The 26086-nt window shown below is 44.6% G+C and carries 27 protein-coding genes and 1 tRNA gene; 20 read left to right on the top strand and 8 right to left on the bottom strand.

Annotated features, from left to right (window positions below; all coding sequences use genetic code 11):
- The first annotated feature begins 22 nt into the window (after positions 1-22).
- The 3 genes from brnQ to LLW17_RS01965 all read left to right on the top strand — a co-directional run bounded on the left by brnQ (position 23) and on the right by LLW17_RS01965 (position 2127).
- On the top strand, positions 23-1315 hold the full coding sequence (brnQ, locus tag LLW17_RS01975) for a branched-chain amino acid transport system II carrier protein (protein ID WP_228228587.1): 1293 nt from the start codon (positions 23-25) through the stop codon (positions 1313-1315).
- A complete protein-coding gene (locus tag LLW17_RS01970) occupies positions 1315-1464 on the top strand; it encodes a hypothetical protein (RefSeq protein ID WP_228228586.1) in 150 nt (49 codons plus the stop codon). Before brnQ ends, LLW17_RS01970 begins: the two co-directional genes overlap by 1 nt.
- A gap of 63 nt (positions 1465-1527) precedes the next feature.
- Complete coding sequence (locus LLW17_RS01965; protein ID WP_228228585.1) at positions 1528-2127, top strand: DUF2652 domain-containing protein; 600 nt, start codon at positions 1528-1530, stop codon at positions 2125-2127.
- A gap of 21 nt (positions 2128-2148) precedes the next feature.
- Here LLW17_RS01965 and LLW17_RS01960 read toward each other — a convergent pair whose 3' ends face one another.
- From LLW17_RS01960 to LLW17_RS01945, 4 genes are all read right to left on the bottom strand, one after another.
- Entirely contained in the window at positions 2149-3615 is a 1467-nt protein-coding gene (locus LLW17_RS01960) for an MFS transporter (protein ID WP_228228584.1), read from the bottom strand.
- A 264-nt stretch (positions 3616-3879) separates the two neighbouring features.
- The gene (locus LLW17_RS01955; protein WP_228228583.1) at positions 3880-4386 is read right to left on the bottom strand and encodes a GreA/GreB family elongation factor; all 507 of its coding nucleotides are present in this window, start codon (positions 4384-4386) and stop codon (positions 3880-3882) included.
- A 73-nt stretch (positions 4387-4459) separates the two neighbouring features.
- Positions 4460-5020 carry a DUF427 domain-containing protein gene (locus LLW17_RS01950; protein WP_228228582.1) on the bottom strand — a complete coding sequence of 187 codons (561 nt, stop codon included), beginning with the start codon at positions 5018-5020 and terminating at the stop codon, positions 4460-4462.
- A 71-nt stretch (positions 5021-5091) separates the two neighbouring features.
- Positions 5092-5171, bottom strand: a tRNA-Leu gene (locus tag LLW17_RS01945).
- A 132-nt stretch (positions 5172-5303) separates the two neighbouring features.
- Here LLW17_RS01945 and LLW17_RS01940 point away from each other — a divergent pair.
- The 16 genes from LLW17_RS01940 (at position 5304) to LLW17_RS01865 (ending at position 20162) form a co-directional block, all read left to right on the top strand.
- The gene (locus LLW17_RS01940; protein WP_099644507.1) at positions 5304-6245 is read left to right on the top strand and encodes a ribose-phosphate pyrophosphokinase; all 942 of its coding nucleotides are present in this window, start codon (positions 5304-5306) and stop codon (positions 6243-6245) included.
- A 26-nt stretch (positions 6246-6271) separates the two neighbouring features.
- Complete coding sequence (locus tag LLW17_RS01935; RefSeq protein WP_099644506.1) at positions 6272-6910, top strand: 50S ribosomal protein L25/general stress protein Ctc; 639 nt, start codon at positions 6272-6274, stop codon at positions 6908-6910.
- Positions 6911-7657: 747 nt separating this feature from the next.
- Positions 7658-8278 (top strand): aminoacyl-tRNA hydrolase, encoded by a 621-nt coding sequence (gene pth / locus LLW17_RS01930; RefSeq protein ID WP_228228581.1) that lies wholly within the window; start codon positions 7658-7660, stop codon positions 8276-8278.
- A gap of 1 nt (position 8279) precedes the next feature.
- The gene (locus LLW17_RS01925; protein WP_228228580.1) at positions 8280-9215 is read left to right on the top strand and encodes a bifunctional riboflavin kinase/FAD synthetase; all 936 of its coding nucleotides are present in this window, start codon (positions 8280-8282) and stop codon (positions 9213-9215) included.
- The gene (locus LLW17_RS01920; protein ID WP_228228579.1) at positions 9208-10557 is read left to right on the top strand and encodes an HTTM domain-containing protein; all 1350 of its coding nucleotides are present in this window, start codon (positions 9208-9210) and stop codon (positions 10555-10557) included. The genes LLW17_RS01925 and LLW17_RS01920 overlap by 8 nt, the downstream gene beginning before the upstream one ends.
- A gap of 86 nt (positions 10558-10643) precedes the next feature.
- Positions 10644-11915 carry a serine--tRNA ligase gene (gene serS / locus LLW17_RS01915; RefSeq protein ID WP_228228578.1) on the top strand — a complete coding sequence of 424 codons (1272 nt, stop codon included), beginning with the start codon at positions 10644-10646 and terminating at the stop codon, positions 11913-11915.
- Positions 11916-12061: 146 nt separating this feature from the next.
- Positions 12062-13843 carry a tetratricopeptide repeat protein gene (locus tag LLW17_RS01910; RefSeq protein WP_228228577.1) on the top strand — a complete coding sequence of 594 codons (1782 nt, stop codon included), beginning with the start codon at positions 12062-12064 and terminating at the stop codon, positions 13841-13843.
- Between the two features lie 16 nt (positions 13844-13859).
- Positions 13860-14186: a DUF4286 family protein gene (locus LLW17_RS01905; protein WP_228228576.1), complete on the top strand. Its 327-nt coding sequence runs from the start codon at positions 13860-13862 to the stop codon at positions 14184-14186.
- 48 nt (positions 14187-14234) lie between these two features.
- Positions 14235-15107 carry a 16S rRNA (adenine(1518)-N(6)/adenine(1519)-N(6))-dimethyltransferase RsmA gene (gene rsmA, locus LLW17_RS01900; protein WP_228228575.1) on the top strand — a complete coding sequence of 291 codons (873 nt, stop codon included), beginning with the start codon at positions 14235-14237 and terminating at the stop codon, positions 15105-15107.
- 192 nt (positions 15108-15299) lie between these two features.
- Positions 15300-16649 (top strand): magnesium transporter, encoded by a 1350-nt coding sequence (gene mgtE / locus LLW17_RS01895; RefSeq protein ID WP_228228574.1) that lies wholly within the window; start codon positions 15300-15302, stop codon positions 16647-16649.
- Positions 16650-16771: 122 nt separating this feature from the next.
- On the top strand, positions 16772-17038 hold the full coding sequence (locus LLW17_RS01890) for a type II toxin-antitoxin system ParD family antitoxin (protein ID WP_228228573.1): 267 nt from the start codon (positions 16772-16774) through the stop codon (positions 17036-17038).
- 119 nt (positions 17039-17157) lie between these two features.
- Complete coding sequence (locus LLW17_RS01885) at positions 17158-17565, top strand: acyl-CoA thioesterase (protein ID WP_099644496.1); 408 nt, start codon at positions 17158-17160, stop codon at positions 17563-17565.
- 9 nt (positions 17566-17574) lie between these two features.
- Positions 17575-18513 carry a 2-hydroxyacid dehydrogenase gene (locus tag LLW17_RS01880; RefSeq protein ID WP_228228572.1) on the top strand — a complete coding sequence of 313 codons (939 nt, stop codon included), beginning with the start codon at positions 17575-17577 and terminating at the stop codon, positions 18511-18513.
- A gap of 80 nt (positions 18514-18593) precedes the next feature.
- Positions 18594-19220 (top strand): MarR family winged helix-turn-helix transcriptional regulator, encoded by a 627-nt coding sequence (locus LLW17_RS01875; RefSeq protein ID WP_228228571.1) that lies wholly within the window; start codon positions 18594-18596, stop codon positions 19218-19220.
- A 42-nt stretch (positions 19221-19262) separates the two neighbouring features.
- The gene (locus tag LLW17_RS01870; RefSeq protein ID WP_228228570.1) at positions 19263-19613 is read left to right on the top strand and encodes a TM2 domain-containing protein; all 351 of its coding nucleotides are present in this window, start codon (positions 19263-19265) and stop codon (positions 19611-19613) included.
- Positions 19614-19670: 57 nt separating this feature from the next.
- A complete protein-coding gene (locus LLW17_RS01865) occupies positions 19671-20162 on the top strand; it encodes a GNAT family N-acetyltransferase (RefSeq protein WP_228228569.1) in 492 nt (163 codons plus the stop codon).
- Here the strand turns inward: LLW17_RS01865 and LLW17_RS01860 are convergent.
- The 4 genes from LLW17_RS01860 to LLW17_RS01845 form a co-directional block, all read right to left on the bottom strand.
- Positions 20149-21981: a GNAT family N-acyltransferase gene (locus tag LLW17_RS01860; RefSeq protein WP_228228568.1), complete on the bottom strand. Its 1833-nt coding sequence runs from the start codon at positions 21979-21981 to the stop codon at positions 20149-20151. The two genes, LLW17_RS01865 and LLW17_RS01860, sit on opposite strands and share 14 nt — an antisense overlap.
- A 133-nt stretch (positions 21982-22114) precedes the next feature.
- Positions 22115-23371 carry an aspartate kinase gene (locus LLW17_RS01855; RefSeq protein WP_228228567.1) on the bottom strand — a complete coding sequence of 419 codons (1257 nt, stop codon included), beginning with the start codon at positions 23369-23371 and terminating at the stop codon, positions 22115-22117.
- Between the two features lie 3 nt (positions 23372-23374).
- Positions 23375-23863 (bottom strand): GNAT family N-acetyltransferase, encoded by a 489-nt coding sequence (locus LLW17_RS01850; protein WP_228228566.1) that lies wholly within the window; start codon positions 23861-23863, stop codon positions 23375-23377.
- Between the two features lie 111 nt (positions 23864-23974).
- Entirely contained in the window at positions 23975-24400 is a 426-nt protein-coding gene (locus LLW17_RS01845; RefSeq protein ID WP_228228565.1) for a tellurite resistance TerB family protein, read from the bottom strand.
- Between the two features lie 620 nt (positions 24401-25020).
- On the opposite strand from LLW17_RS01845, the gene LLW17_RS01840 reads away from it, so the two are divergent.
- On the top strand, positions 25021-26046 hold the full coding sequence (locus tag LLW17_RS01840) for a ligase-associated DNA damage response exonuclease (RefSeq protein WP_228228723.1): 1026 nt from the start codon (positions 25021-25023) through the stop codon (positions 26044-26046).
- Positions 26047-26086 lie beyond the last annotated feature (40 nt).

Here is a 26086-nt window from a genome sequence, read left to right as displayed (position 1 = left end):
CGGCCGGAAAGATACAGTTACTATGCGATTTTCTAAAGGAACACTCGTTACGGGTTTCGCTATATTTTCATTGTTTTTTGGTGCCGGAAACCTCATCCTGCCTCCCTATCTGGGTTATACAGCAGGATCAAACTGGTTTTGGGTAAGCATAGGATTCTGCGTATCAGCAGTGTTAATACCTCTACTGGGTATTTTTGCACACGCCCGGGTTCAGGGAAGTATGCTTGATTTAGCCAATAAAGCACACCCAATCTTCAGCGTTATTTTTTGCGCTCTGGTCTATCTCGTAGCCATAACCCTGCCCGGACCCAGAACTGCGTCTGTAACTTATGAGATGGCCATCGAGCCCTATTTTGAGATCAGTTCACTTACCTCGAGTGCTATTTATTTTGGTCTTGCCCTGCTATTTGCACTGAACAGGTCGAGGGTCCTCAATGCTTTGGGGAAATACCTTACCCCGCTGCTGTTACTTATTCTCACCACGATTATCTGTATTGCACTTTTTGCACAATTACCTCCGGCAACCGGCTCAGAAATGCTCAGCCCGGTGACCTCGGGTCTTTTAGAAGGCTATCAAACCTTTGATGCTATTGGGGCTATAGTTATAGGGGCAGTAGTGGTTATTTCTCTTAATCTGGTAAACCCCGACAGCCATCAGGTGAAAAAAAACCTGATGATACAGGCCGGAAGCCTCGCCGGACTTGGATTACTCCTTATTTATATAGGTATGATTTACGTGGGCTCTCTTTACGGAAGCCAAACCGACCTCACTTCCCGTACCGACTTACTGGCTTTCCTGAGCTATGACACCCTGGGTTCTGGAGGGCGTATTCTGCTTTCTATTCTGGTGGGTCTCGCCTGTTTCACTACCGCAGTAGGTATCGTCACCGGGACTGCCGACTTTGTAAAAGGTCTTTTTAAGAATTCACAAAAAGCCTATGTACTTACCGCGACGGTTGCCGCCGCGCTTGGCGTACTTATAGGTCAGACCGGCGTTGCCTATATTATTGCAGTAGCCGTACCCGCATTAAGTTTTATTTATCCTTTAGTCATTGTATTAATTGTTTTGAACTTATTTTCAGATCGTTTTGTATCTATTCTCATTTTTAGACTGGTTGCGATTGTGACTATCGTATTTAGTATTCCCGATTTTCTGGTAGCCCTTAATGCCGAAAATTATGAAGGTCGCTTTACGTGGATTCCTTTTTCAGATTATGGAGTGGGCTGGATTTTGCCGGTTCTGCTCACCTTTGTATTCGGAAAGAGTATTGAGCATTTCTATCTTAAATCAAATACTCCTAAAACCGAAAACTAGTGGCCAAAAAAGGAACTCCCAAAAACGGAAAAAACAAAGCGAAACACTCGAAGTTACTCAAACGCAAAAAAGACAAACTGCGTTCTGAAAAAGAAGCTCGCGCTCTTAAACTCAAGGAAATCATCAAAGCAGCACAATCTAAAGAATAGATTTGAGCCAAATATTTATTAAAAATGATTTTACATTATCTTGAATGATAGATATTTGCAGCTATGAAAGCAGAACCCACATTAATTTGCATCCCCGATATAAGCGGTTTTACCCAGTTTATGCGGGAGGCCAACTTTGATCTTACAGCACAGGTCATACCTGCACTGCTCAATGAGATTATTTATGCCAATACCATAAATCTGCAGGTTTCTGAAATAGAGGGTGATGCGGTACTTTTCTTTAGGAGCGGCGAGTTACCGGCTATTGGAGAACTGGTAGAACAATGTAAAACCTTCTACAAAGAATTCTACAAACGTATAGACAAGTTGTACAAAGAGCATAAAAACGAGGAGGATGCCCGCAGCATCTCTGAAATTTTAGGTCTTAAAATCATACTTCACTACGGCGAAGAAATTGCCATGGTACCCATAGGTAATCGTATAAAACTGATGGGAGAGGATGTCATTACCGCGCATCGTATGCTTAAAAATGATATTCCTATTGAGGAGTACATCGTATTTTCAGAACAGGTGTATAGCAAATTTGATGAAGATGAGTTCGCCGGTTTTTGCAACTGGTCTGAAATACACGAAGGGCATCTTGACATTGAGCATCTGGGGGTTCTCAATTACAAATATGTAGACCTTAATCCGCTGAATTAAAAACTGTTTCTCTCTTAAAACTTACTGTTTACTTAACCTGCGCTGTTTTAGATCCTGCTCAATTTGTGTTTCCTTGGCTTTGTTGATTTCATAGAAGAAAAGCAGCGCCACACCCAACAAGAACGGGATAGAAGGATAAATGCTTACCAATAATTTTGTGCCCTGTATTGCTGTTTCGGGCTGTATGATATCTTCTACGGCTACCGTAGCGGCTTCTTTGGTTATGTAATTGTACAGACCCAAAATCCAGGCAACCAGTGCTCCACCAATACTAAGACCTCCTTTAAGCCCCACCATCATTGCCGAAAATATTATAGCGGTGGCTCTTCGGTTATTTTTCCATTCGGAATAATCAGCAACATCTGCGATCATTGCCCAAAGCAGGGGAATCGTGATTCCGTAGAAAAAACCGTGTGAAATCTGAGATACAAACATAAGGATCACGGCGTCTTTCGGAAAAAAATAAAACGCCAGAATAAAAAGCGTGGATATAAATAAGGCTACGCCGAAAACATCCCGCTTCCCATACTTATCTGCAAATCGCTTTGAAAATGTGATACCTACAATCATAAAAATGATTCCGCCCGCGTTAAAAAGACCGAAGCCCGCAGAAACCGGATTTTCACCAAAAAAATTAACGCCGATAGCTTCAAGTCCGCTCAAAATGGGTTCTATAAAGGTTGTAAGCGAGGTTGGATCTACATAATTTTTGAAGTAATAGACATACGAACCCCCTTTCATCGCGAGGGTAATGAAAACCAACGTTGTAAGCACAAGCATGATCACCCAGGGCTTATTTTTAACCAAATCACTCAGGTCTTCTTTCAAACTCGATTCCTGATCTATGGTAGGAACTATACGTTCTCTTGTGGTCAAAAACGTAATGATCAGCATTACGGTACCTATAATAGCCAGCCAGGTCATAACGATCTCAATACCTACAGCCTGATCTCCACCACCGGCAGACTCAATAATGGGCAACATAAATACCTGAACAAAAAATTGGGCAAACATAACCGCGACAAAGCGATAGGAAGACAAGCTGTTGCGCTCACCCATATCACCTGTAATCACACCACTCAAGGCCGAATACGGCAGGTTGTTGGCAGCATAAAGCAGCAACAACAAGGTGTAGGTAACTACCGCGTAAATTACTTTGCCCTTGTAGTCAAAATCAGGTGTTGTAAAGGCCAGCAATGCTACTACCCCCAGAGGAATGGCCGTATAGAGAATCCACGGTCTGAATTTACCGTAGCGGGAACGCGTACGATCTGCAAGCGCACCGATTACGGGATTAAAACCAAAAGCCGCGATCATCCCCACTATAAATATAATCACCGAAGCATCATTGGCCTTCAGACCGTAAATATCGGTGTAAAAATAAGCGAGGTAGGTCATTAAGGTCTGAAACACGAGGTTTGCAGACAAATCGCCCAGACTGTAACCAATTTTTTCTTTAATGGATAATTTTTGGGATTGCGTACTCATAGATAACGGGCTAAATGAATTCTGTATTAATCTACGATACCGACCTGCCTTAATCTTAAGGAAATCGATTGCGTAAAAGCTATTTTAGATTTTAAGAACTAAAGTAAAAAGATAGCATATATTCTTTTGGACTATAAGCTAACAGCGACCCAAGATACTACCTTTGAACGACAATAAAAAAATTAAAAGCCTCCGAAATGAGGCTTTATTCACTTTTAATCAAAAATCTATGGCCGTTTTACAACTCGAATTCGAAATGAACAGTCAGTCTTTAGCAGAATAGCTAATTTCCTGAATGCAAATTCGTCTGCTTTGATCACCCAGCTGCAGCGTAGTTTCCTCTCCCGGCTTTTTACCCATCAAGGCACGTACTACCGGAGCTGTGAACGCAATTTTCTGTTTTTTCACATCAGCCTCATCAACTCCCACAATCTGTAACGTTACCGGTTTATTGGCCCCTGAGATAGTGTAAGTCACCCGTGCGCCAAAACGCACCTCATCGGTATCTACTTTATCCAGCAGTCTGGCACTTGCAAGTCGCTCCTTAAGTAAATTAAGTTTTCCATTGAGTACGGCCAGTGCTCTGCGCCGCTCCCGCTCATCGGGCTCTTCAAGATCTGAGATTTCGCGCAGTAACTCCTCCTGCTCCTCTTTTATTGCCTGCAATCCGGCCGGAGTCACATAATTGGTCGCACCGGCAGGCAAAGCCGCCCTTGGCGGAATTATAGGCGTTTCTTCCTGATCGTCTTCTTTTACAAATCCTCTGCTCATAGTTCAAGTTCTAAACCTAAAAGCTAGGTATTTTAAAAGGGAACGGGTATTAAATAAAATATAATGTTGGACTTCACCAATGCTCAGTACCTTTTTCCCCTTTAAACGGACCTGTTAAATCTGGCGTGATCCAACCCGCATAAAATGCACTGTCCTGTGCTTTTACCTGTTTCCCATCTACAAAGCACTGGAGATTTTGCGGATAGAAAGCCAGATGCTCTTTTAAAGCTTCAAATTCCGGGAAAGGATTCGGGTACGACCAGGCGACCGGTTTACCGGGGTTATCTTTCAAAGCCCAATAGGTGGCGCTGCCTTTCCATTCACACATCGAAGACTTGCCTTCCATCTTTATCAATAAGCTGGTGTCGATATCCGAGTTTGGAATGTAATAGGTTGGCGGACTTGCAGTTTCCAGAACTGCCAGTGCCTTTTCAGACTCGGCTAAAATGTGATCCTGATGCTTTACCAGTACAGGTTTAGTTACCTTTTCAATGAGCGGAGGGCGCGGAAAATCCCATACCGAACGCTGCCCGGGCTTGGGAATTACAGCAAAGGATGGTCTTTTAGATCCGTTATTGCTCCAGCCTTCTCGTGACTTTTTTAACCATTCGGGCACCTTTCTTTCTTTTGACATAGCTACAAACTGTTTTTCTGAAAGGTATGAGATCTAAACAAAAAAAGCCCAACATTACTGTTGAGCTTTTGTACCCCGGGTGGGAATCGAACCCACACTCGTAAGAACTGGGTTTTGAATCCAGCGCGTCTACCAATTCCGCCACCGAGGCAATTGGAGGGCAAAAATACTAAAAATTCTATTTTACCAAGCAAAAAAGACATCAAATAAATCTCTCAAAGCCAATTTAATTTATACTTTTGCACCCTCTTATAAATTGAGGAACTCTAAACATAAGATAACCATGTCAGTATCAACGCCTGAAGCCAAAATTTTTCCGTGCACACAAAGCCGGGATTTAGCCGAAAAAATAGCTAAAGCTTACGGGCAACCTCTGGGCAAAATCATCACGTCTACTTACAGCGACGGCGAATTTCAGCCTTCCTTTGAAGAATCGATACGCGGTACACGGGTATTTATTATAGGTTCAACCATGCCCAGCAGTGAAAACCTGATGGAAATGCTCCTGATGCTTGACGCAGCAAAACGCGCTTCGGCACGTCATATTACCGCGGTGCTTCCCTACTTTGGTTGGGCACGCCAGGATCGTAAAGACAAGCCACGCGTACCTATCGCTGCAAAACTGGTTGCCAATTTATTAGAGACCGCAGGTGCGACACGTATTATTACGATGGACCTGCACGCCGATCAGATTCAGGGCTTTTTTGAGCGTCCCGTAGATCACCTGTTTGCATCAACGGTGTTTCTGCCGTATTTGCGCTCACTCAACCTGCCCAATCTCACCATCGCATCACCCGATATGGGTGGTTCTAAACGGGCTTATGCCTATTCAAAAGCTTTAGATTGTGATGTGGTAATCTGTTATAAACAGCGCGAGAAGGCAAACGTCATCAGCTATATGGAATTGATAGGTAGCGTTGAAGGACGCAACGTCATTCTTGTAGATGATATGGTAGACACCGCCGGCACTCTTACCAAGGCAGCAGATTTGATGATGGAGCGTGGTGCCTTGAGCGTACGTGCGATTTGTACACACGCCCTGCTAAGTGGCAACGCTTACGAGCGACTCGAAAAAAGCAAATTGCAGGAATTGATTGTTACAGACAGTATTCCTCCAAAACAACAAAGCGATAAAGTGCGCATCGTAAGCTGCGCAGATTTATTTGCAGACGTGATGCACCGGGTGCACAGCAACACCTCAATCGCGTCAAAATTCTTAATGTAATTTATTAATACTTAATATATATTTAAATGAAGTCAATCACGATCACAGGATCTAAAAGAGAAAGCGTGGGCAAAAAGGCAACTAAAGCCCTACGTAATGCTGGAGAGGTTCCTTGCGTACTTTACGGAGGGGATGAACCAGTGCACTTTAACGCGCCGGAAATTGCGTTTAAAGATTTGGTTTACACTCCAGATGCGCATACCGCGACGTTGGAGCTTGACGGAAACACCTATATGGCGATCCTTCAGGACATCCAGTTTCACCCGGTAACAGATCGCATACTTCACATCGATTTCTATCAAATCTTTGAAGGTAAAGAAGTAGCTATGACCGTACCGGTACACTACGAGGGTAACTCTCGCGGGGTACGTAACGGGGGTGTATTGCGTAAAACCTACCGTACACTACGTGTTAAGGCTCTTCCTAAAGACCTTCCAGATTACGTTACGGTTAACATCAGCGACCTTAAAATTGGCGATAAGCGTTCAATCTCTGAGATCGAGCAAGGTCCCTGGAAATATATGCACCCGGAAGACACCATCGTTTGTCAGGTACGTACTTCACGTAACATGGTTGAAGATCTTGAAGACGAGGAAGAAGAAGGTGAAGAAGGAGAAACTGCTGCTGCAGAAGGAGAAACTGAAGAAGCAAAAGCTGAAGAGTAGACCCTGTTTCCTTTTACAAATCAAAGAGGTTGCCCCTTCGGCAGCCTCTTTTTTTTTGCTTTATACTAATCGTGTTTTGGGCGTGACCACAAGGGTCGGGCCATCCGTTGCAATTCCTCGTCCCGATCTTTCGGGACTGCGGGATTTCCACTACTGTCCCTCACGCACGGAAAATCAAGTCATTCGCACCGGCTTCCTCTATAAAAACAATACCAAACCGCGCGATACAATCGCGCAAAAGCAAACACCATACATCACGTAAAGCAAAATTTCTGATTTCTGATTTCTTTTCGATTCAGTTAACTAAGATCGCCTACTCCCAGGAAGAGATGTATCGGCAACTCCAGTCTGATGTGATTTCTCAGTTGCTTAGGGCTCCTTCGAAATGACTGTCTGACTAGTTAAAAATGCGGAATGCTGAGTTTTTTGACTTTTACTTCTTACTTCATACCTTCCACCTTTTACCCGCCAACTGAAAACTGAGACTGCCTACTAATTCTGAATGCGGAATGCGGAATTCAGAGTTAAATCAACTCCGAACTAACCTACTACTTCTCACTCTTAATTGCCAACTGAAAACTGAGACTGCACACTCACTAAAACTATTTCTAATTTCATTAAGACGCACTCCCATTCAAAATGTTAACTTTGTCCCGTGCCTATGAACCGGGTCGCTTCCCGTAATGCTTCGGGCGTGACGCGGGCACAAAAAATTAGGATGTAAGCACTTCATACCCGTAATACCGTATGATTTCATTTTTCGGAAAACTTTTCGGCACAAAACAAGAGAACATTGACCCCATGAAAAAATTCCTCATAGTGGGATTGGGCAACATTGGCCCCAAATATCACAACACCCGCCACAACATCGGCTTTAAAATACTGGACGCCTACGCGGCAGAAAAAGAAGAAACCTGGGCTACCGAAAAACTTGGAGATATCGCCCAGCTCAAAGTGCGCGGTAAAACCGTGATTTTGCTTAAGCCCAATACGTATATGAACCTCAGTGGTAAAGCGGTAAAATACTGGATGCAAAAAGAAAAAATAAGCCTGGCGACCCTGCTCATCATTACAGACGATCTCAATCTCGATTTTGGCACCATTCGCGTAAAGACCAAAGGCAGCGACGGTGGTCATAACGGCCTAAAAGACATTCAAAACCAACTGCTCACTTCAAACTACAACCGCTTTCGGTTTGGCATAGGCGATCGTTTTAGCAAAGGCAAACAAATCGATTACGTTTTAGGCGAGTGGGACAGCGAAGAAGAAAAAGACATGCCCGAAAGACTGGATATCTCGTGCAAGGTTATAGAAAGTTTTATAGCTTCGGGGATTACAAATACGATGAACGCGTATAACGGCAAATAGTTTGAGACAGCATACATCAGCACAAGAATTTAACGGTACAAAAGGTACGGTAGTCACCATTGGCACTTTTGACGGGGTGCATTTGGGCCATCGCAAGATCATCAAGCGTTTGCTGGCCAGTGCGGCCGGTAACGACCTGGAATCTGTGGTACTCACCTTTTTCCCACATCCCAGGATGGTCCTGCAAAAAGAAGCGCAGATCAAACTCATCAATACCATTAACGAGCGCATCGCTTTGCTTGAAGCCACCGGTCTTGACCATCTGGTGATTCACCCGTTCACCCAGGAGTTTTCAAGGCTTACCGCAGAAGAATTCGTCAAGGATATTCTGGTAGATCAACTCAAAGCCCGCAAAGTCATCATAGGCTACGACCATCGTTTTGGCCGTAACCGAAATGCCAATATAGAAGATTTAAAAGCCTTTGGGAAGCAGTATGATTTTGAGGTGGAAGAAATTTCCAAGCAGGATGTGGATGATGTTGCGGTGAGTTCGACCAAAATACGCAAAGCCCTGCTTGAAGGCGATCTCGATCGCGCCAACGAATATCTGGGCTACCCGTTTATGCTTAGCGGAACCGTATCTCGCGGCAAAGGCCTAGGTCGTAAGTTTAATTATCCCACTGCCAACCTAAAAATCGCAGAGGACTATAAAATCATTCCCGCAAAAGGGGTTTACGTGGTACAGTCTGTTATTGCTAACCGAACGGTCTTTGGGATGATGAGCATAGGCACTAACCCTACCGTGGGCGGTAGCGATCTCAGCATTGAGACCTTCTTCTTTGATTTTGAAGGCGACCTGTACGAGCAGCATCTGGAGATCACCCTGCTTACCCGTATCAGGGATGAAAAAAAATTCAACGGAGTTGATGAGCTTATTACTGCTATGCAAGAGGATGAAGGGTTTTCCCGGGATTATATCGCAAAATTGAATGCTTAATCAATGGCTCTATAAGCAGGTTGACAACAGCGCGCTGGTCGTGTTTAGGGTCATCTTTGGCTTTTTGATTACCTGTGAAGCCTGGGGTGCCATCGCAACAGGGTGGATACGCACCACACTCGTAGAGCCCCAGTTTACTTTCAACTTTATAGGTTTTGACTTTTTACAGCCGCTTCCCGGCGACCTGATGTATTATTACTATGGGCTGATGGGGCTTTTTGGTGTACTAGTAATGCTGGGCTACAAATACCGTTTTAGTGTCCTCGCTTATGGCGTGATGTGGACCTGCGTGTATCTGATGCAAAAATCCTCCTACAACAACCATTATTACCTGCTGATGCTGCTTTTGGGCATCATGGCCTGCTTTCCGGCGAACCGGTATTTATCGCTTGACGCAAAACAAAACCCACAGATTAAACAAAATCATATGCCCCGCTGGGTTTATATTGTCATCATCGCCCAGTTGTGGATTGTCTATACCTATGCTTCGGTGGCCAAAATATACCCGGACTGGTTAGATGCCAGCGTTGCCGGCCAGCTGATGCAATCAAAAGCCGATTACTGGCTGGTGGGCGAAATGCTTCAGCAAAAATGGGTACACTGGTGCATCGCGTATTTCGGGATCTTTTTTGATCTGCTCATCATCCCGGCCCTACTTTGGAAACGCACCCGAAAGACGGCATTTATCATTTCGATATTCTTTCACCTGTTCAATTCGTTTATTTTCCACATTGGGATTTTTCCGTATTTGTCACTGGCTTTTACACTGTTTTTCTTTCCGGCAGAAACCATACAACGTATTTTTCTGCCTAAAAAAACCTTTTACGATACCGGTGAGATCATCAGACCTAAACATTACAAACCCATTCTGGTGGTGTTTGGCCTGTACTTTTTGGTACAAATCGCGCTACCCTTACGCCACTGGTTTATACAGGATAATGTACTCTGGACCGAAGAAGGCCATCGCCTCAGCTGGCGCATGATGCTGCGTTCTAAAAGCGGAAGGATTCATTTTAAAGTGGTTGACAAAAGTACCGGAAAAGAACTACCCTTTAATCACCGCGACTGGCTATCCACTAAAGAACTGCGCAGTGTGAGTGTAAAACCGGATTGTATCTGGCAGTTTTGCCAGCGTGTAAAAGAAGATTATGCTGCAAAAGGCACCGATGTTGCGATTTATGTAGATTGTAAAGTAAGCGTCAATGCCCGTCCCTACCATCCCCTTATCAATCCCGAAGTGGATATGGCTGATGCCAAATGGGATTATTTCTGGCACAACGACTGGCTGATGCCTTCACCTGATTTGAGTAAACGAGAGGTTAAAGAGCATGTCCTGGATTAATGCTTCACTTATTTAAGTGCAGACATGTCGTTTTAAACACTCTTTTAAAGCCCAATTCCGTATTTTTGCCGTCTAAAATTTAAGCCATGCTACACGTTAACGACATTCGTGAACACAAAGAAGCCTATATTCAAGCACTTACAAAACGGAATTTTGAGGCTTCCGCCATTTTCGATCAGGTACTTGACCTGGACGAAAAACGCCGTAGCACCCAGGCTTCGCTAGACAATACGCTGGCTGAAAGCAATAAACTTTCTAAAGAAATCGGGATGCTGTTTAAAAACGGCGAACCCAAAAAAGCCAACATCCTCAAGGAGCGCACCGGTAAACTGAAGGAAGATTCTAAAAATCTTCAGGAAACCCTGGCCGAAACTATCGCAGCCCTTGACCAATTGCTGTACACCATCCCAAACATCCCGCAAAAGAGTGTGCCGGCAGGGAAAAGTGATGCCGATAACGAAGAGGTCTTTAAAAAAGGAGACATTCCCGTTTTGGCTGAAGGCAGCCTGCCCCACTGGGAACTGGCTAAAAAATACGACATTATCGATTTTGAGCTGGGTAACAAGATTACCGGCGCCGGCTTTCCGGTTTATAAAAATAAAGGCGCACGTTTACAACGGGCTTTGATCAACTATTTTCTGGATAAAAACACCGCTGCGGGCTATACCGAGTATCAGGTGCCGCACCTGGTAAATGAAGCTTCCGGCTTTGGTACCGGTCAATTGCCCGATAAAGAAGGCCAGATGTACCACGTAGGCCTTGACGACTTGTACCTCATCCCAACTGCAGAAGTACCGGTGACCAACTTATTCCGCGATGATTTGCTGGAAGATAAAGACCTGCCTATTACCTGTACAGGCTACACCCCGTGTTTCCGTCGCGAGGCCGGTTCATACGGGGCTCACGTGCGCGGACTTAACCGCCTGCATCAGTTTGACAAAGTCGAAATCGTGCGCATCGAACGCGCAGAAGACAGTGACGCCGCTCTTGACGGAATGGTAGAGCACGTAAAAGGTATTCTTGATGAACTTAAATTGCCTTATCGTATTTTGAGATTATGTGGAGGCGACCTGGGCTTCACTTCTACCCTTACTTACGATTTTGAGGTGTTCTCAACCGCACAGGATCGCTGGCTCGAAATCAGCAGCGTGTCTAACTTTAAAACCTTTCAGGCAAACCGCTTAAAACTGCGTTACAAAGACAAAGACGGCAACAAGCAACTGGCACACACCCTTAACGGAAGCGCTCTGGCCCTGCCCCGCGTTCTCGCCGGAATTCTGGAGAATTACCAGACCGAAGACGGCATCAAAATCCCTGAGGTTTTGGTTCCGTATTGTGGTTTTGATAAAATAGACTAGCCGCGTACGTTTTACACAGGTATTACGTTTAGTACAGGAGTGTTCTGGCACATCTTTAGTATATTTAATGGGGTGCTTTTAATTTGTACCTCAAATTTGCCATTGACATCAATCCCGGTTTTTCCGGGTAAAATCAAAAAAGCGTGTTGCGTAAAGTTGTTCTCTTAGCGGTAATTCTGATTTCAGGCGTTAGTGCTTTCGCACAAAACGAGCTGCTTGCCCGTAATTATATGGAGCAGGGCGACTATGATAAAGCTGTTACCGTGTTTGAAAGTCTGGTCAAAGAAACGCCGGGTAACTTCACCTTTGTAACCGGTCTGGTTGAAGCTTATCAGCAAACGGAAGCCTATTCCAAAGCAGATAGCCTGCTGCTTAACACTCTGGAAAATACCCGAAACAAACCCGTTCTTGAGGTTGAACTGGGTTACAACAAACAGCTGCAGGGAAAGGAGACCGAAGCACAGGCTCTTTACAATAAGGCCATCGCGGGCATAGCTGAAAACCCGGGTTATGCCAGTGGCGTAGCCCGCACTTTTCAAAAATACAGTTTGCTGGAAGAAGCTATAAAGTCTTATGAAACCGCGCAGGAGATTAATCCCGCAAACCGTTTTGATTATCAATTAGCTTCATTATACGGTGAGCTTGGAGATTATGAAACCATGTTCCAGATGAACCTGAATATGCTGGAGCAGGGTGATAATCAAACCCTAAATGCTCAGCGCAATATCAGCCGATTTATAACCGACGACAATACAAACCTAGCCAATCAAACCCTGCGAAAAGTTATTTTAACCCGTATGCAGGACAACCCAGACCTGCTCTACAATCGTATGCTCAGCTGGCTGTTTATTCAACAAAAAGAATACGACAAGGCTTTTATACAGGAAAAAGCAATCGCAAAGCGCAGCGGTAACTTTTCGGGGATCGCTACCCTCGCCATTGTCGCCGAACAGAATGAAGAAGATACTTTGGCTATTGGCATTTTGGAGTATTTGATTAACGAAACCATCGACGAGGAACAGCGCCTTTTTGCCCGTCAAAAATACCTGGAACTTAAACTCAAATCTGCAAATCCTGAAGAACTAAAGGATATCGACGCGCAGTATGCCTCCCTGCTTGAAACGTATGGTAAATCGGCTTTAACTTTAGAGCTTCAGGCAGATTATGCGCATTTTTTAGCCTTCCGCTTTGCGAAAAAAGAACAGGCAACAAACCTGCTTGAAGAAGCGCTCAACCTTCCACTTAATAACTTTCAGGAAGCCCGTATCAAAATGGAACTGGCAGATATTCTGGTACTTGAAGAGCGCTTTAATGCCGCATTGATTTACTATTCGCAAATTCAGAAAAAGCTTAAGGACAACGTCATCGCTCAGGAAGCCCGTTTTAAAGTGGCCAAAACCAGTTATTACAAAGGCGATTTTGAATGGGCCAAGACCCAATTGAAGGTTCTTAAATCTTCCGCAGAACAACTTATTGCAAACGATGCTCAGGATTTGTACCTGCTTATCACAGACAATACCGTTAACGATTCGACCCAAACCGCTTTAAAAACCTACGCACAGGCCGATTTACGCAGCTACCAGAATCGCGATGAAGATGCTATTGCCATCTACGACCGGGTTTTAAAGGATTTCGCGGGCGAAAAAATTGAAGACGAAGCCCTACTGGCTCAGGCCCTGCTTTTTGAAGATAAAAAAGAATATCAAAAAGCAGCAGACAACTACCTGAAAATACTGGAAAGCCATGGTAGCGATATTCTCGCAGATGATGCCCATTACCGGCTTGCAAACCTCTATGCCGCTCAACTCAACCAGCCCGAAAAGGCAAAAGAGCAGTACGAGCAAATCCTATTTAACTTTGCAGACAGCATTTTTTATGTAGATGCCCAGCAAAAATACCGCAGATTGCGCGGTGACGCAATCAACTAAAGACAAAACAAACCCTATGATTATTTACAATGTAACCGTAAATGTTGACGACAGCATACACAAGGATTGGCTGTACTGGATACGCAATGAGCACATCCCCGAAATGCTCGCAACCGGGAAGTTTATTAAAGCCCTGATGACCAAAGTACTCGTAGAAGAAGAAATGGGCGGTCAAAGTTATTCCATTCAATATACCGCAAAAAGCAAAGATGCTCTCGCCCGTTTTTACAAAGAAGACGTGAATCGTCTGGACGGCGAAGCCGGAAAATTTGGTGATAAAGTGCTGTTTTTCAAAACCGAACTGGAGATCGTTACCGAACAAACCGAATTTAATCCGCATTAAACCGAAGCCGGAAGCTTTAGTTTTGCTCAAATCGCTATTTTACGGGTAATGAAGAAAAAGTTCAAAAAGACCGAAAACCAACACCGGGCAGACGATCCCGTAAAAGCTAAAAAACATCTGGGGCAGCACTTTTTAAAGGACGAAACTATCGCCCGTAAAATTGCCGAAACCCTTTCCTACACGGGCTATTCAGATATTTTGGAAATTGGTCCGGGCACGGGAGTGCTTACCAAATATTTACTGCGCAAAGACATGAACATCACCGCGATGGACCTCGACAGCGAGTCTATCGTGTACCTCAACCACAGCTTTCCGCTGGAGTATGCCGAGCAAATGGAAGGCTGCAATCTCGAGGTGGTAGAAGCCGATTTTCTCAAAGTTGACCTCAGCACCTTGTTTAGCGACAAGCCTTTTGCGATCACGGGAAACTTTCCTTATAATATTTCGACTCAAATCGTTTTTAAAATGCTCGAGTGGCGCGATCAGGTGCCCGAGTTTACGGGGATGTTTCAAAAAGAAGTCGCCCAGCGCATCTGTGAGCCCGAAGGCAGCAAGGCCTACGGGATTCTTTCGGTTTTAGCCCAGGCTTTTTACGATGCCGAATACCTGTTTACCGTACCTCCTTCGGTCTTTAATCCACCGCCAAAAGTAGACAGCGGCGTTTTACGGCTTACTCGAAAGGAAAACTATAAAGATTTGGCCTGCAGTCCCGAAGCCCTTTACAAGGTGGTCAAAATGGCCTTTCAGCAGCGACGCAAAACCCTGCGCAACAGCCTGAAGCAGCTCGAACTCAGCGAAGCCTTTCGCGAAAGCGAAATTTTTAACCTTAGACCTGAACAACTGAGCGTTACCCGGTTTATAGAGCTTACCCGGGCCATTGAGAATGATCCGGGGTTAATTAAATCACAAAAATCTCTCTAAATCTCCCTTGAGCTAGAGACTTTAAAGTTCCTGGCCTTTGAAGAGAAGATGGCAGGGGATGTTTCGCTCTCAAGTTAAATTTAGACCTGCAACCACAGCGGTAAATCTATCCTAAAGCGGCAGAGCGCATGGCCTAGTTTGATTATATTTGCACGACTTTAAACGAGTATTAACCCCGATACAGTAGCGACTATGGCTTTTGAACTTACCGAAGACCTTATAGAGCAGATTGAAAACTTTATCGAGGTTGGCGACAATCAGAGTCTTCTTGATCTTCTCGACGACGTGCACCACGCTGATATCGCCGAGATTCTGGACGAGGTCACTACCGAAGAAGCTACCTATCTGGTAAAACTTCTGGATAGCGAGACCACTTCTGAGGCGCTGATGGAGCTGGATGAGGACTACCGGGAAGAAATTCTTGACAACCTCTCTCCACAGGAAATTGCAGACGAACTTAACGAACTCGACACCGATGACGCGGTGGATTTCCTATCTGAACTGGATGAAGAGATTCAGCGGCAGGTAATCGACGCCATTGAAGACGAGGACCATGCCCGGGATATTGTTGAGATGCTTCGGTATGACGACAATTCTGCCGGGGGTCTTATGGCAAAAGAATTGGTGCGCGTTCGCGAAACCTGGACGGTTGCAGGCTGTGTGCGGAAAATGCGGGCGCAGGCTCAAAATGTAACCCGGGTACATTCGGTTTATGTGGTAGATCGCACCGATAGATTGATAGGCAGACTTTCACTCAAAGACCTGCTTACTGCTGATGCAAAATCCAAAATTTCAGACATTTATATTCCCAATGTAGACTCGGTAAACGTGCACGACACCGCAGAAGATGTCGCACGACTGATGCAAAAATACGATCTGGAGGCCGTGCCTGTTGTCAATGACAACGGTATACTGCTGGGACGTATTACCGTTGATGATATTCTCGATTTCATTAGAGACGAGGCCGATGAAGATTACCGTATGGCCGCCGGTCTTTCGCAAGGCGTTGAGGCCGATGATACGGTGTGGGAACTTACCCGTGCCCGCCTGCCCTGGTTGGTTTTGGGTCTTGTAGGAAGTTTGGGAGCCGTGAATATTATGAAAGGTTTTGAAGGAGCTTTAACAGTACATCCCGAACTTTTTTTCTTCACACCGCTCGTTGCGGCGGTTGCCGGTAATGTAGGGGTGCAATCAAGCGCCATTATCGTACAGGGTCTTGCTAACGATAATGTGACCGGCAGTATGTGGCTGCGTCTGGTTAAAGAAATAAGTATTGGTCTTATAAACGGCCTGGCGCTTGGTATTTTGGTAGTAAGCTTCGGGGTTATTTTTGGTTTTGGCTGGCTGCTGAGTTCAACCGTAGCGGTGGCGATGCTTTCGGTGATTATCGTGGCAGCTCTGGTAGGCACCTTTGTCCCTATTTTGCTCGACTGGCGTGGGATTGACCCCGCTATTGCAACCGGACCCTTTATCACCACCAGCAACGATATTTTTGGTATTCTTATCTACTTCAGCCTGGCGAAACTAATTCTAGGATTTTAAGAACCTTTGTTTCCCATTCCCGAGTACCCGTTCCCGGTAAATTCCTTAGACCTTAAATCCACACGTCATTCTCGCAGAATTGAGTTATATTTAAGTCAATTGTATGATAATTGATTTTTGATATGGGTACCGTATGCAAAACCATTACCGTTACTGAAAAGTACGACGACTGGATTAAGGAGCAAATCAGCAAAGGTGATTTTACCAATGAAAGTGAGTACATCAGATCGCTCATTCGCCACGAACAGCACAACAACTCTCAATTTTTAAATCTAAAGTCGAAGATAGACAAAGGTTTGGAAAGTGGTTTAAGCTCCAAAAGCGTTGAAGAAATATGGGATGCGGGCAAAAAGCGCTTTGAAGAAAATCAGAAGCGTAAAAATGCTTAGTATTCAGATTTCATGTGAAGCTGAAAATGATCTTGGAACTCACCTCTAAACCTTCCCAAATAATTCTCAAAATCCATTCTTCTATCCGCTTCGCCATTTTTGTTTCCTATTTTTGAAAAATGAATGCGAAAACTTTTACCCTTGACGTTACCATTCCCGCCGAAGCCATTGACGGTTTGGGTCACGTAAACAATGTCATTTATCTGCAATGGGTGCAGGATGTAGCCGAAGCACACTGGCAGCACAATTCAACCCCAAAAATGCTAAAACAATATGCCTGGGTTGCTTTGGAACACACCATAAAATACCACGCGCCTGCTTTTGAGGGCGAACAGATCATCGTTGAAACCTGGGTTGAGAAGTTTGAAGGCGTGCGTTCTATTCGGCATACCAAAATTCACAGACCGGCAGATGAGAAAGTGCTGGCCACAGCGGTAACAAACTGGTGCCTGCTCGATATGCAAACCCGAAAACCCCTGCGTGTACCGGCATCCTTTACCGCGTATTACGAAGAAGTGAACCAATAAACTATTCTAATGAAAATACTCCACATAGACAGCAACCACGCACTTATGATTCAACAACTGGCCGCTGCAGGTCACACCAATCACGAGGATTATACTTCTAGCAAAGAGGAAATCGAAGCAAAAATAGCCGATTATGAAGGTGTGGTCATTCGAAGTAGATTCAAAATTGACAGGCAATTTCTGGATGCCGCAACAAACCTCAGGTTTATTGCCCGCGTAGGTGCAGGCCTCGAAAGTATTGACATCCCGTATGCCGAATCAAAAGGCGTACACCTCATCGCTGCTCCCGAAGGAAACAGAAATGCCGTAGGCGAGCACGCTCTGGGAATGCTCCTGATGTTATTCAACAAACTGAAACAGGCAGATGCCGAAGTGCGTAACGGCCAGTGGAACCGTGAGAAAAACCGGGGTCTCGAGCTCGAGGGCAAGACGGTAGGACTTATAGGCTATGGCAATATGGGTAACGCATTCGCGAAAAAATTACAGGGTTTTGATTGTGAGGTACTTTGTTACGACATCAGACCTGATCTGGGTAATGCCAATGCACGCCAGGTTTCGCTTGAAGAATTACAGGAAAAAGCAGATGTTTTAAGCCTGCACACACCCTGGACACCACTCACCGATAAGATGGTTGATGCCGATTTTATAAAGGGCTTTAAAAAGTCGTTTTGGCTCATAAATACCGCCCGGGGAAAAAGTGTGGTCACCGCAGATCTGGTTGAAGCCCTGAAAAGCGGAAAAATTCTGGGCGCAGGTCTCGATGTTTTGGAGTACGAGAAGCTTTCGTTTGAAAACCTCTTCACAGATGCTGCTCAAATGCCCGAACCTCTTAAATACCTGATCACTGCTGAAAACGTGGTGCTCACCCCGCACATCGCAGGGTGGACGGTGGAAAGCAAAATCAAACTGGCACAAACTATTGTAGATAAAGTTTTGGCGATGCCCTGATACTTCGGTTTCCTGACTTTAAGGAATGAGATGCCTATTTGCAAGGTTTTTAGTATTTTAGAAGAACCTAAGACCCTAATATGCAACACCTCTACGATCCTGCTTACCAAAATCAAAGTCTCGCCTTGCGCACCACCGCTGCGCTCGATAAACTGGCAGACGTTTTTAAAACGCTGCTTTGGGAAAGTCAGAAAGAACATCAGCTTTCACCTTTACAGCAAAAGCTTTTGATTTTTGTAGCCAGCCATAAACCGGAAGAAAATACAGTAAGCAATCTGGTGCAGGAATTCAATCTGACTAAGGCCACGGTAAGCGACTGCATCAGCACTTTGGTTTCTAAAAAATGGCTCAACAAACAGCTCAATCACAAAGACAACCGCAGGTTTTACATTGAGCTTACGGCTCAGGGCGGAGAAAAACTCAAGGGTCTAACCGACTTTTCCGAACCACTTCAAAAAGCTATAGCTCAGGATTCTGAAGAGAACCTCAAAGAGCTATACAAATCGCTGTATAATTTGCTGGGTCGCCTCAATCAACCACAACTTGCCACGCTAAACCGCTCGTGTTTGGACTGCCAGGCTTACCGCTCAGACCCACTGAATTATGCATTTTGTATGCAACTACGCATACAATTACCTCCTGAAAACAGAAGGCTTGACTGCCCGGAGTACATTTCAAAAAAAGATAAGAGTTTATCTATCAAATAGTTAAAAATGCTAGATTTAACAACACTAATCAATACATAATCTATGGACACTAACGACAAGAACTTTGAAGATCAGGCGAAGGAAACCGCCAAAAATCTCGAGCAGGAAGCTCAAAAAACGGCTAATGAATTTAAAGAAGGTTGGAATCAAGCCACCAACAACACCAATAACCTAAAGCTGGTTTGTGGCTTACTAGGCATATTTCTGGGAACCTTTGGCATTCATAAATTTGTTCTGGGATATACTAAAGAAGGCGTCATTCAACTTATTGCAGGTATTGTAACCTGTGGTTTTGCCGGAATCATTGGTCTGATTGAAGGTATTATTTACCTTACCAAAACCGATGAAGAATTTTACCAGACCTATCAGGTAGGGAAGAAACCCTGGTTCTAATTCGATTAGAAAAATCTCAAATCTCACGCGTCCAAAAGACTTTTGGCTTCAACCCGTATGAATATCAGTATACGCCCGTTTCAGGAATCAGACTATCCCGAGGTAGCGGTGATTTACCAGCAGGGTATTGATACCGATATTGCGACATTTGAAGTACAGGCTCCTATATATAGCGACTGGGATTTGAGATTTCATAAATCCTGCAGACTGGTCGCGGTAACAGAAAATAAGGTTATTGGCTGGGCTGCTTTGAGTCCGTTTTCAAAACGACAGGTATATAGCGGAGTGGCAGAAGTTACACTTTACGTCTCGCCGCTTCATCAGGGTAAACAAGTTGGCTTTCGGTTGCTTTCGGCACTTATTGATGCCAGCGAAGACGCCGGTTTCTGGACGCTGACGGCGCATATTTTTCCGCAGAATAAAGCAAGCCTGGCCTTGCATCAAAAGTTGGGTTTCCGCATCCTGGGGGTACACGAAAAAATTGCCAGGCGCAACGGCAACTGGCAGGACAATACTTTTTTAGAGCGCCGAAGTGCTAAGATCTATTAGCTGCATCTTCTTCCTCCCGTTTAGACTGCTCGAGTTTAAGCTCCAGTTCGGCCTGAAATTCTTCCATCACGGGTTTTACCGTACTTTCCGGAAGGTCTGCAATTTTGATATACATTAGTCCGTCTACCGCATTATTGAATAGCGGATCTACGTTGAACGCAACTACTTTCGCGTTTTGCTTGATGTATTTTTTGATCAAAACCGGGAGACGCAGGTTTCCGGTTTCCATTTCTTCGATGATTTTATCAAACTTATTCAGGTCTGCTTCGGTCTCATCAAATACAAATTCCTTATCGGCATCCTTCAGCTTCACCTTAAATTCCTTTTTCGGCCTCACGTATTGCGCTACATAGGGATCGTAATAATGCGACTTCATAAACTCAATCATCAGCGATTTGGAGAAATTGGAAAACTGGTTGCTGATGCTTACCCCGCCAATTAGGTATTTATGCTCCGGAAAACGCAGCGTGGTGTGTACAATACCGCGCCACAGTAAAAACAGCGGCATTGGTTTTTGCTGGTATTCTTTAATCACAAAAGCCCTTCCCATCTCGATGCTTTCGCCCATCATTTTGTGCAATTCGGGCTCAAAACGAAACAGACTTTGCAGGTAAAACCCATTAATACCGTGTTCTGGCATAATATGCGAGCCCAGTCCCATACGATAGGCACCGGCTATTTTTTTGGTATCCTCATCCCACAAAAATAAATGATGGTAATGGTGATCGTAGGGATCCAGATCGGTAGGCTCATTAGTACCCTCACCTACCTCGCGGAAGGTAATTTCGCGTAAGCGCCCTATTTCTTTAAGGATATTTGGAATATTTTCGGCAGAAGCCAAAAACACCTCATAGTTTTTACTTTGCAACAGACGCCGGTCGTTTTCCCGAAGATTATCTACTTCCTGCTCAATGAATTCGCCTTTGATTTCTTTTACTATTTTCTTGGGTTCCTTAGGCACTTTTAAAGACTGCGGAATCGTACTCAGAATCGACTTTTTTTCAAAAGTTTTAGCGAGCATATAGGTTTTCTTCCGCAGGAAATCGGTGAAATCTTCGAGGCTTTCGTGCTCTTTTTGGGCATTAACACTAATAGGGTTACCTATACGCACATGAATCACGCGATTTTTTTGCGTAAGCAATTCTGAAGGCAATTTGGCCGTACGCAAGGTGTCGCTTATGCGTGAAAGCTGGTAAAATAACCTGCTGTTTTTCGCGTGGAAATAAATAGGAACTACGGGAACTTCAGCCTTTTTGATGAGCTTCATCGCGGCCTCTTCCCAGGGTTTATCTATGATGAGCTTGTCATCTCTATAGGTAGAAACCTCACCTGCCGGAAATATCCCGAGCGGATGCCCGTCGCGTATATGCCGAATCGCCTGTTTAAAACCGGCAATGCTAGACTTGGCGTCTTTATGCTCCTCAAACGGATTAACCGGCATCACATAAGGCTTCAGCGGCTCTATGCGGTGCAGGAGAAAGTTTGCTATGATTTTAAAATCAGGACGCTGCTCAATCATTAGTTTCAGCAGCAAAATCCCGTCTATTCCGCCCAGCGGATGATTGCTTATGGTGATGTAACTGCCGGTTTTGGGCAGACGCTTTAGATCCTCTTCGGGGATTTCAAAATTGATTTGAAACTCACCCAGAATCGCATTTAAAAACTCCAGATCACTCAGGTGCTTGTTGCGGTCGTAGATCTCGTTTGCCTTTGAAATTTTGAGAACCTTCATCAGGGACCAACCTAAAAAAGTACCCGCAAAACCATATTTATCTACATTGATTGCTTTGGCAACTTCTTTTGCTGTTACTAATCCCATGAATATTGAAATAAAGCGATTGAGCTACGAGAAGGCAGGCCAATCAGGGTTTGATATCAAAAAACCGATTTTAATTTGGTCAAAAAACCGATGGTGTATACGGGCAAATATAGCAAAAAACGACTTGAAGCGCTTACAGGCTTACCAGTTGAACGGTATTTTGGGTCACCTGCTTTAACAGGATTTCTTTATTTTCTTCTAACTGACTTACCGCCGCCTGATTAGGATGCCTCAGAGTATACAGGGAAACCTGCTCATAGACCGTTACCTTATAATCAGCTTTGAGCCGGGCCACCAGCTTCTCCAGATTTCGGTATTTATCTTCCACACAGACCGAAAAGCTGATGGCTGAATTTTGAATCAAATCAACCTTAAGCTTATAATAACCCAGAAGTTTGAAAATTTCACCAATGTTTTCTTCATCCATAAACGAAAAATCCAGTGAAGAAAGCGAAAGCAAAATTTGCTGACGTTTCAGAATATAGCAGGGCACCAGCGGATTTATGGGTTCGCCCAGACATACCTGCGTGCCGCTTGCCGTGGGATTCGCAAATGATTTTACCAGCAGGGGTATTTCTTTGCGTTGCAGGGGCTGTAAGGTTTTTGGGTGAATGACCGATGCCCCGTAAAAAGCCAATTCCACAGCTTCGGTATAAGATATGGTGTTTAGTAAAACCGTGTTTTTAAAATACCTGGGGTCTCCGCTTAAAACTCCGGGAACATCCTTCCAGATCGTTACGCTTTCGGCATTGAGGCAATAGGCGATAATCGCTGCGGTATAATCACTGCCTTCGCGCCCCAGTGTAGTGCTAAAACCGTTAGGATCTGATGCGATAAAACCCTGAGTAACCTGCAGACCTTGTTTTGGTATGTTTCGGCTCAGATTGCGCATCGTGATCTCCCAATCTACCTTACCTTCCCGATAGCGGGTATTCGTTTTAATATACCGGCGCACATCGTGCCAGGTATTAACTAAACTGATAACATTAAAGTAGGCACTTACAATGGTAGTGCTCAACAACTCCCCATAAACAACAACCTGATCGTAAACAAAGTCATAATCGGGAGATTTATTTCGCTTTAGAAAGTCGGTAAGCTCATTAAAGAGCAGGTTTAGTTCTTTAAAAACAGAGTGCGAGGTGTTTTCAAAAAGATCTTTTGCGATATTGAGGTGAAAACTAATCAAGGGTTCAAGCGCGTCGGTAATACGGTCTTCACGGCTAAAATAGGCATCAACCAACTCTTCAAAAGCATTGGTCATTTTACCCATCGCACTAACCACAACAACCGCATCAGTTGCACCGGTCTCCCTAATTACGTGAGCTACATTGCGCACTCCTTCGGCATCTTTAACCGAGGCACCTCCAAATTTATAGACTTTAAAACCCATAGACTAGACCAGGCCTTTTTGAGCGAGAAAGGCTTTCATCGCCGCAGCATCCATCTGTACCGTGTTCCATTCGGTCATCACATGAGCTCCCGAAGCCTCGTAAAAATCAACAGCAGATTTGTTCCAGTCAAGCACCACCCATTCCAATCTTTTAAGACCTAACTCGTGTGTGTATTTGATCACTTCGGTATACAGAGCCATCCCAAGACCCTGACCGCGGTATTGCTGGCGTACAATAAGATCTTCCAGATGAATGGTGCGCCCTTTCCAGGTAGAAAAGCGATAATACACCAGAGCAATACCCAAAATTTCCCCGTCACGATCAGCCACAAAACAGGTAAACTGGGCGTCATCACCGGTTCCGTAAGCGATAAGATCATCTACAGTAACCTCAACCGCATCGGGCTCCTTTTCATAAACAGCCAGTTCTTTGATAAGGCGTAAAACCTGAGCCATATCATTGGCATCGGCCTTTCGTATTGTTGCATCCATAAAAACGTATTTTCAAAGCTAAATATACAGTTTTCAAAATGCATGCCCTGCATCCCAAAAACAAAAAACCCACTGCCGCAGCAATGGGTTGATTTATATTTATTTGGCTTTTTACTTCTTATTCAAAAGATACACATAATCTTCAAAGTCAACGCCACCCTGAAAAATCTGAATGGAACGCTCTATCAACTTTTTAGACTGCTCGGCACTAAAACCAAGACCTATCGCATATTTTTCGATTAAAAAACGCTCGTGATCATCAATCTCATGATCGATAAAAATCATTTTAAAAAGATCGTGCAAACGCTCCAGACGTTTTTCTGAAGTATTTGGCGGATTGATGGGGTATTTGCGTGCATTTTCAACGATATCAACGTACTCATCCTGGTCTATATCCAGTTTAACTGCAAAACGTTTTAAAAGTTTGATTTCTTCGGCATTCAATTCACCATCTACGGTGGCCATATTTGCGATAGCTGCGAAGTGCCCAAGGTTGCGTCTGTGCTCGCCGCTATCAAATAAATCTGTAAAAGACATGGTTGTAATTTTAAGTTGTCAAAGATACTATTTCCCAAATCTTAACAAAAAAGAATAACAATAATTTGGGGGATTGCCCGAGCGGCAACAAGGCCGCACGGGCACCGGGCTATCCGCGCTACTTGGTAGCCTGCTCCTATCCCTATCCCGTTTATCAGTAAGCAGTGGCAGTGGCAGTTGTTAGTTAGTAATAATACTAATTAGTGGGCAGTGGCAGTTTTCAGTAAAGAGTAGGTTTTTTGTTTTCCGTTTACGGTTTGCGGTGGAAGCGTGGAAGCGTGGAAGCGTGGAAGCGTGGAAGCGTGGAAGCGTGGAAGCGTTTAAGAAAAAAGAAATTCCCCGTATCACTTCCAAACTTTAAGTTTTCAACATTGAATCTCAAATTCGGAGGACTGCCCACTGAGACTACTTACTTCCAAAAGATAGCTGAGTGATTTTTTGGCTCTGCCAAAAAATTGTACCGAAGCTAATGTTTTCTTAATCACCCAACCACATTCTATCACCCTTTGTAATTTTAAGCATAACCAATAGGTCATAAGCAAAAGGTCTTCTCTGAAATTTTCAATTTGGAAAAGTCCTAAATCTGTTAAATCTCGATTATCGAGGAAAACGCTACAATCATCGCAGAACCACTTTTACAATTTAACGACAAGGGTATTTATTGTGCCGCTGCAGATGTGTATCTCGATCCGTGGAGGCCGGTAGATAAAGCCATCATTTCGCACGGTCACGCAGATCACAGCCGTTGGGGACACAAGGCCTATATAACCCATCACACCAATATCCCCATAATCAGCCATAGGCTGGGAGACATCAACGTTACCGGCAAAGAATGGGGCGAGACTTTTGTGATCAACAACGTCAAATTCAGCCTGCATCCCGCCGGGCATATTATTGGCAGTTCGCAGATACGCGTAGAGCACAAAGGCGAAGTCTGGGTGTTTACAGGAGACTATAAAACCGAAGATGATGGCATCGCCGTTCCCTACGAACCCGTAAAATGCCACACCTTTATCACCGAATGTACTTTTGGGCTTCCGGCATTTAAATGGCGGCCGCAAAGCGAAGTATTTACCGATATCAACAACTGGTGGGCAGAAAATAAAGCCGAAGGCAAAACCTCGGTGATTTTTGGCTATTCTCTGGGCAAAGCCCAGCGCCTGCTGCGCTATCTTGATACCGATATTGGTAAGATTTATACCCACGGCGCCATCGAAAATATGACCGAAGTCATAAGGCCACTTACCCCAATGCCCGAAACTACCCGGGTAACCCGCGAAACCAAAAAAGAAGAACTTAAAGGCAACATCGTTGTTGCGCCGCCCAGCGCCCACGGCAGCACCTGGATTCGCAAAATGGTGCCGTACGTTACCGCTTCGGCCAGCGGCTGGATGACCTTTCGCGGAGCGCGCAGAAGACGTGCCATTGATAAAGGTTTTGTACTGAGCGACCACTGCGACTGGCAGGGACTTTTAGAAAGCATCAAAGCCACCGGCGCCGAAAAAATCATCAGCACCCACGGCTACACCGATATTTTTACCCGCTTTTTACTGGAGCAAGGCTATGACGCCCGCACCGAAGCCACCCAATACGAGGGAGAACTCGGCGAAGAAAACAAAAAAGAAGAAGTAAGTGAAAAGGATTAGATATAAAGATATTCTCTCCCTTGGGGAGAGATGTCCGAAG

Origin of the sequence: Leeuwenhoekiella parthenopeia (assembly GCF_020782115.1) — a bacterium.
In the GTDB taxonomy this organism is placed as follows: Bacteria; Bacteroidota; Bacteroidia; order Flavobacteriales; family Flavobacteriaceae; genus Leeuwenhoekiella; species Leeuwenhoekiella parthenopeia.
Note: the sequence above shows the minus strand (reverse complement) of the source record. Positions and strands in the feature narration are given on the sequence as shown.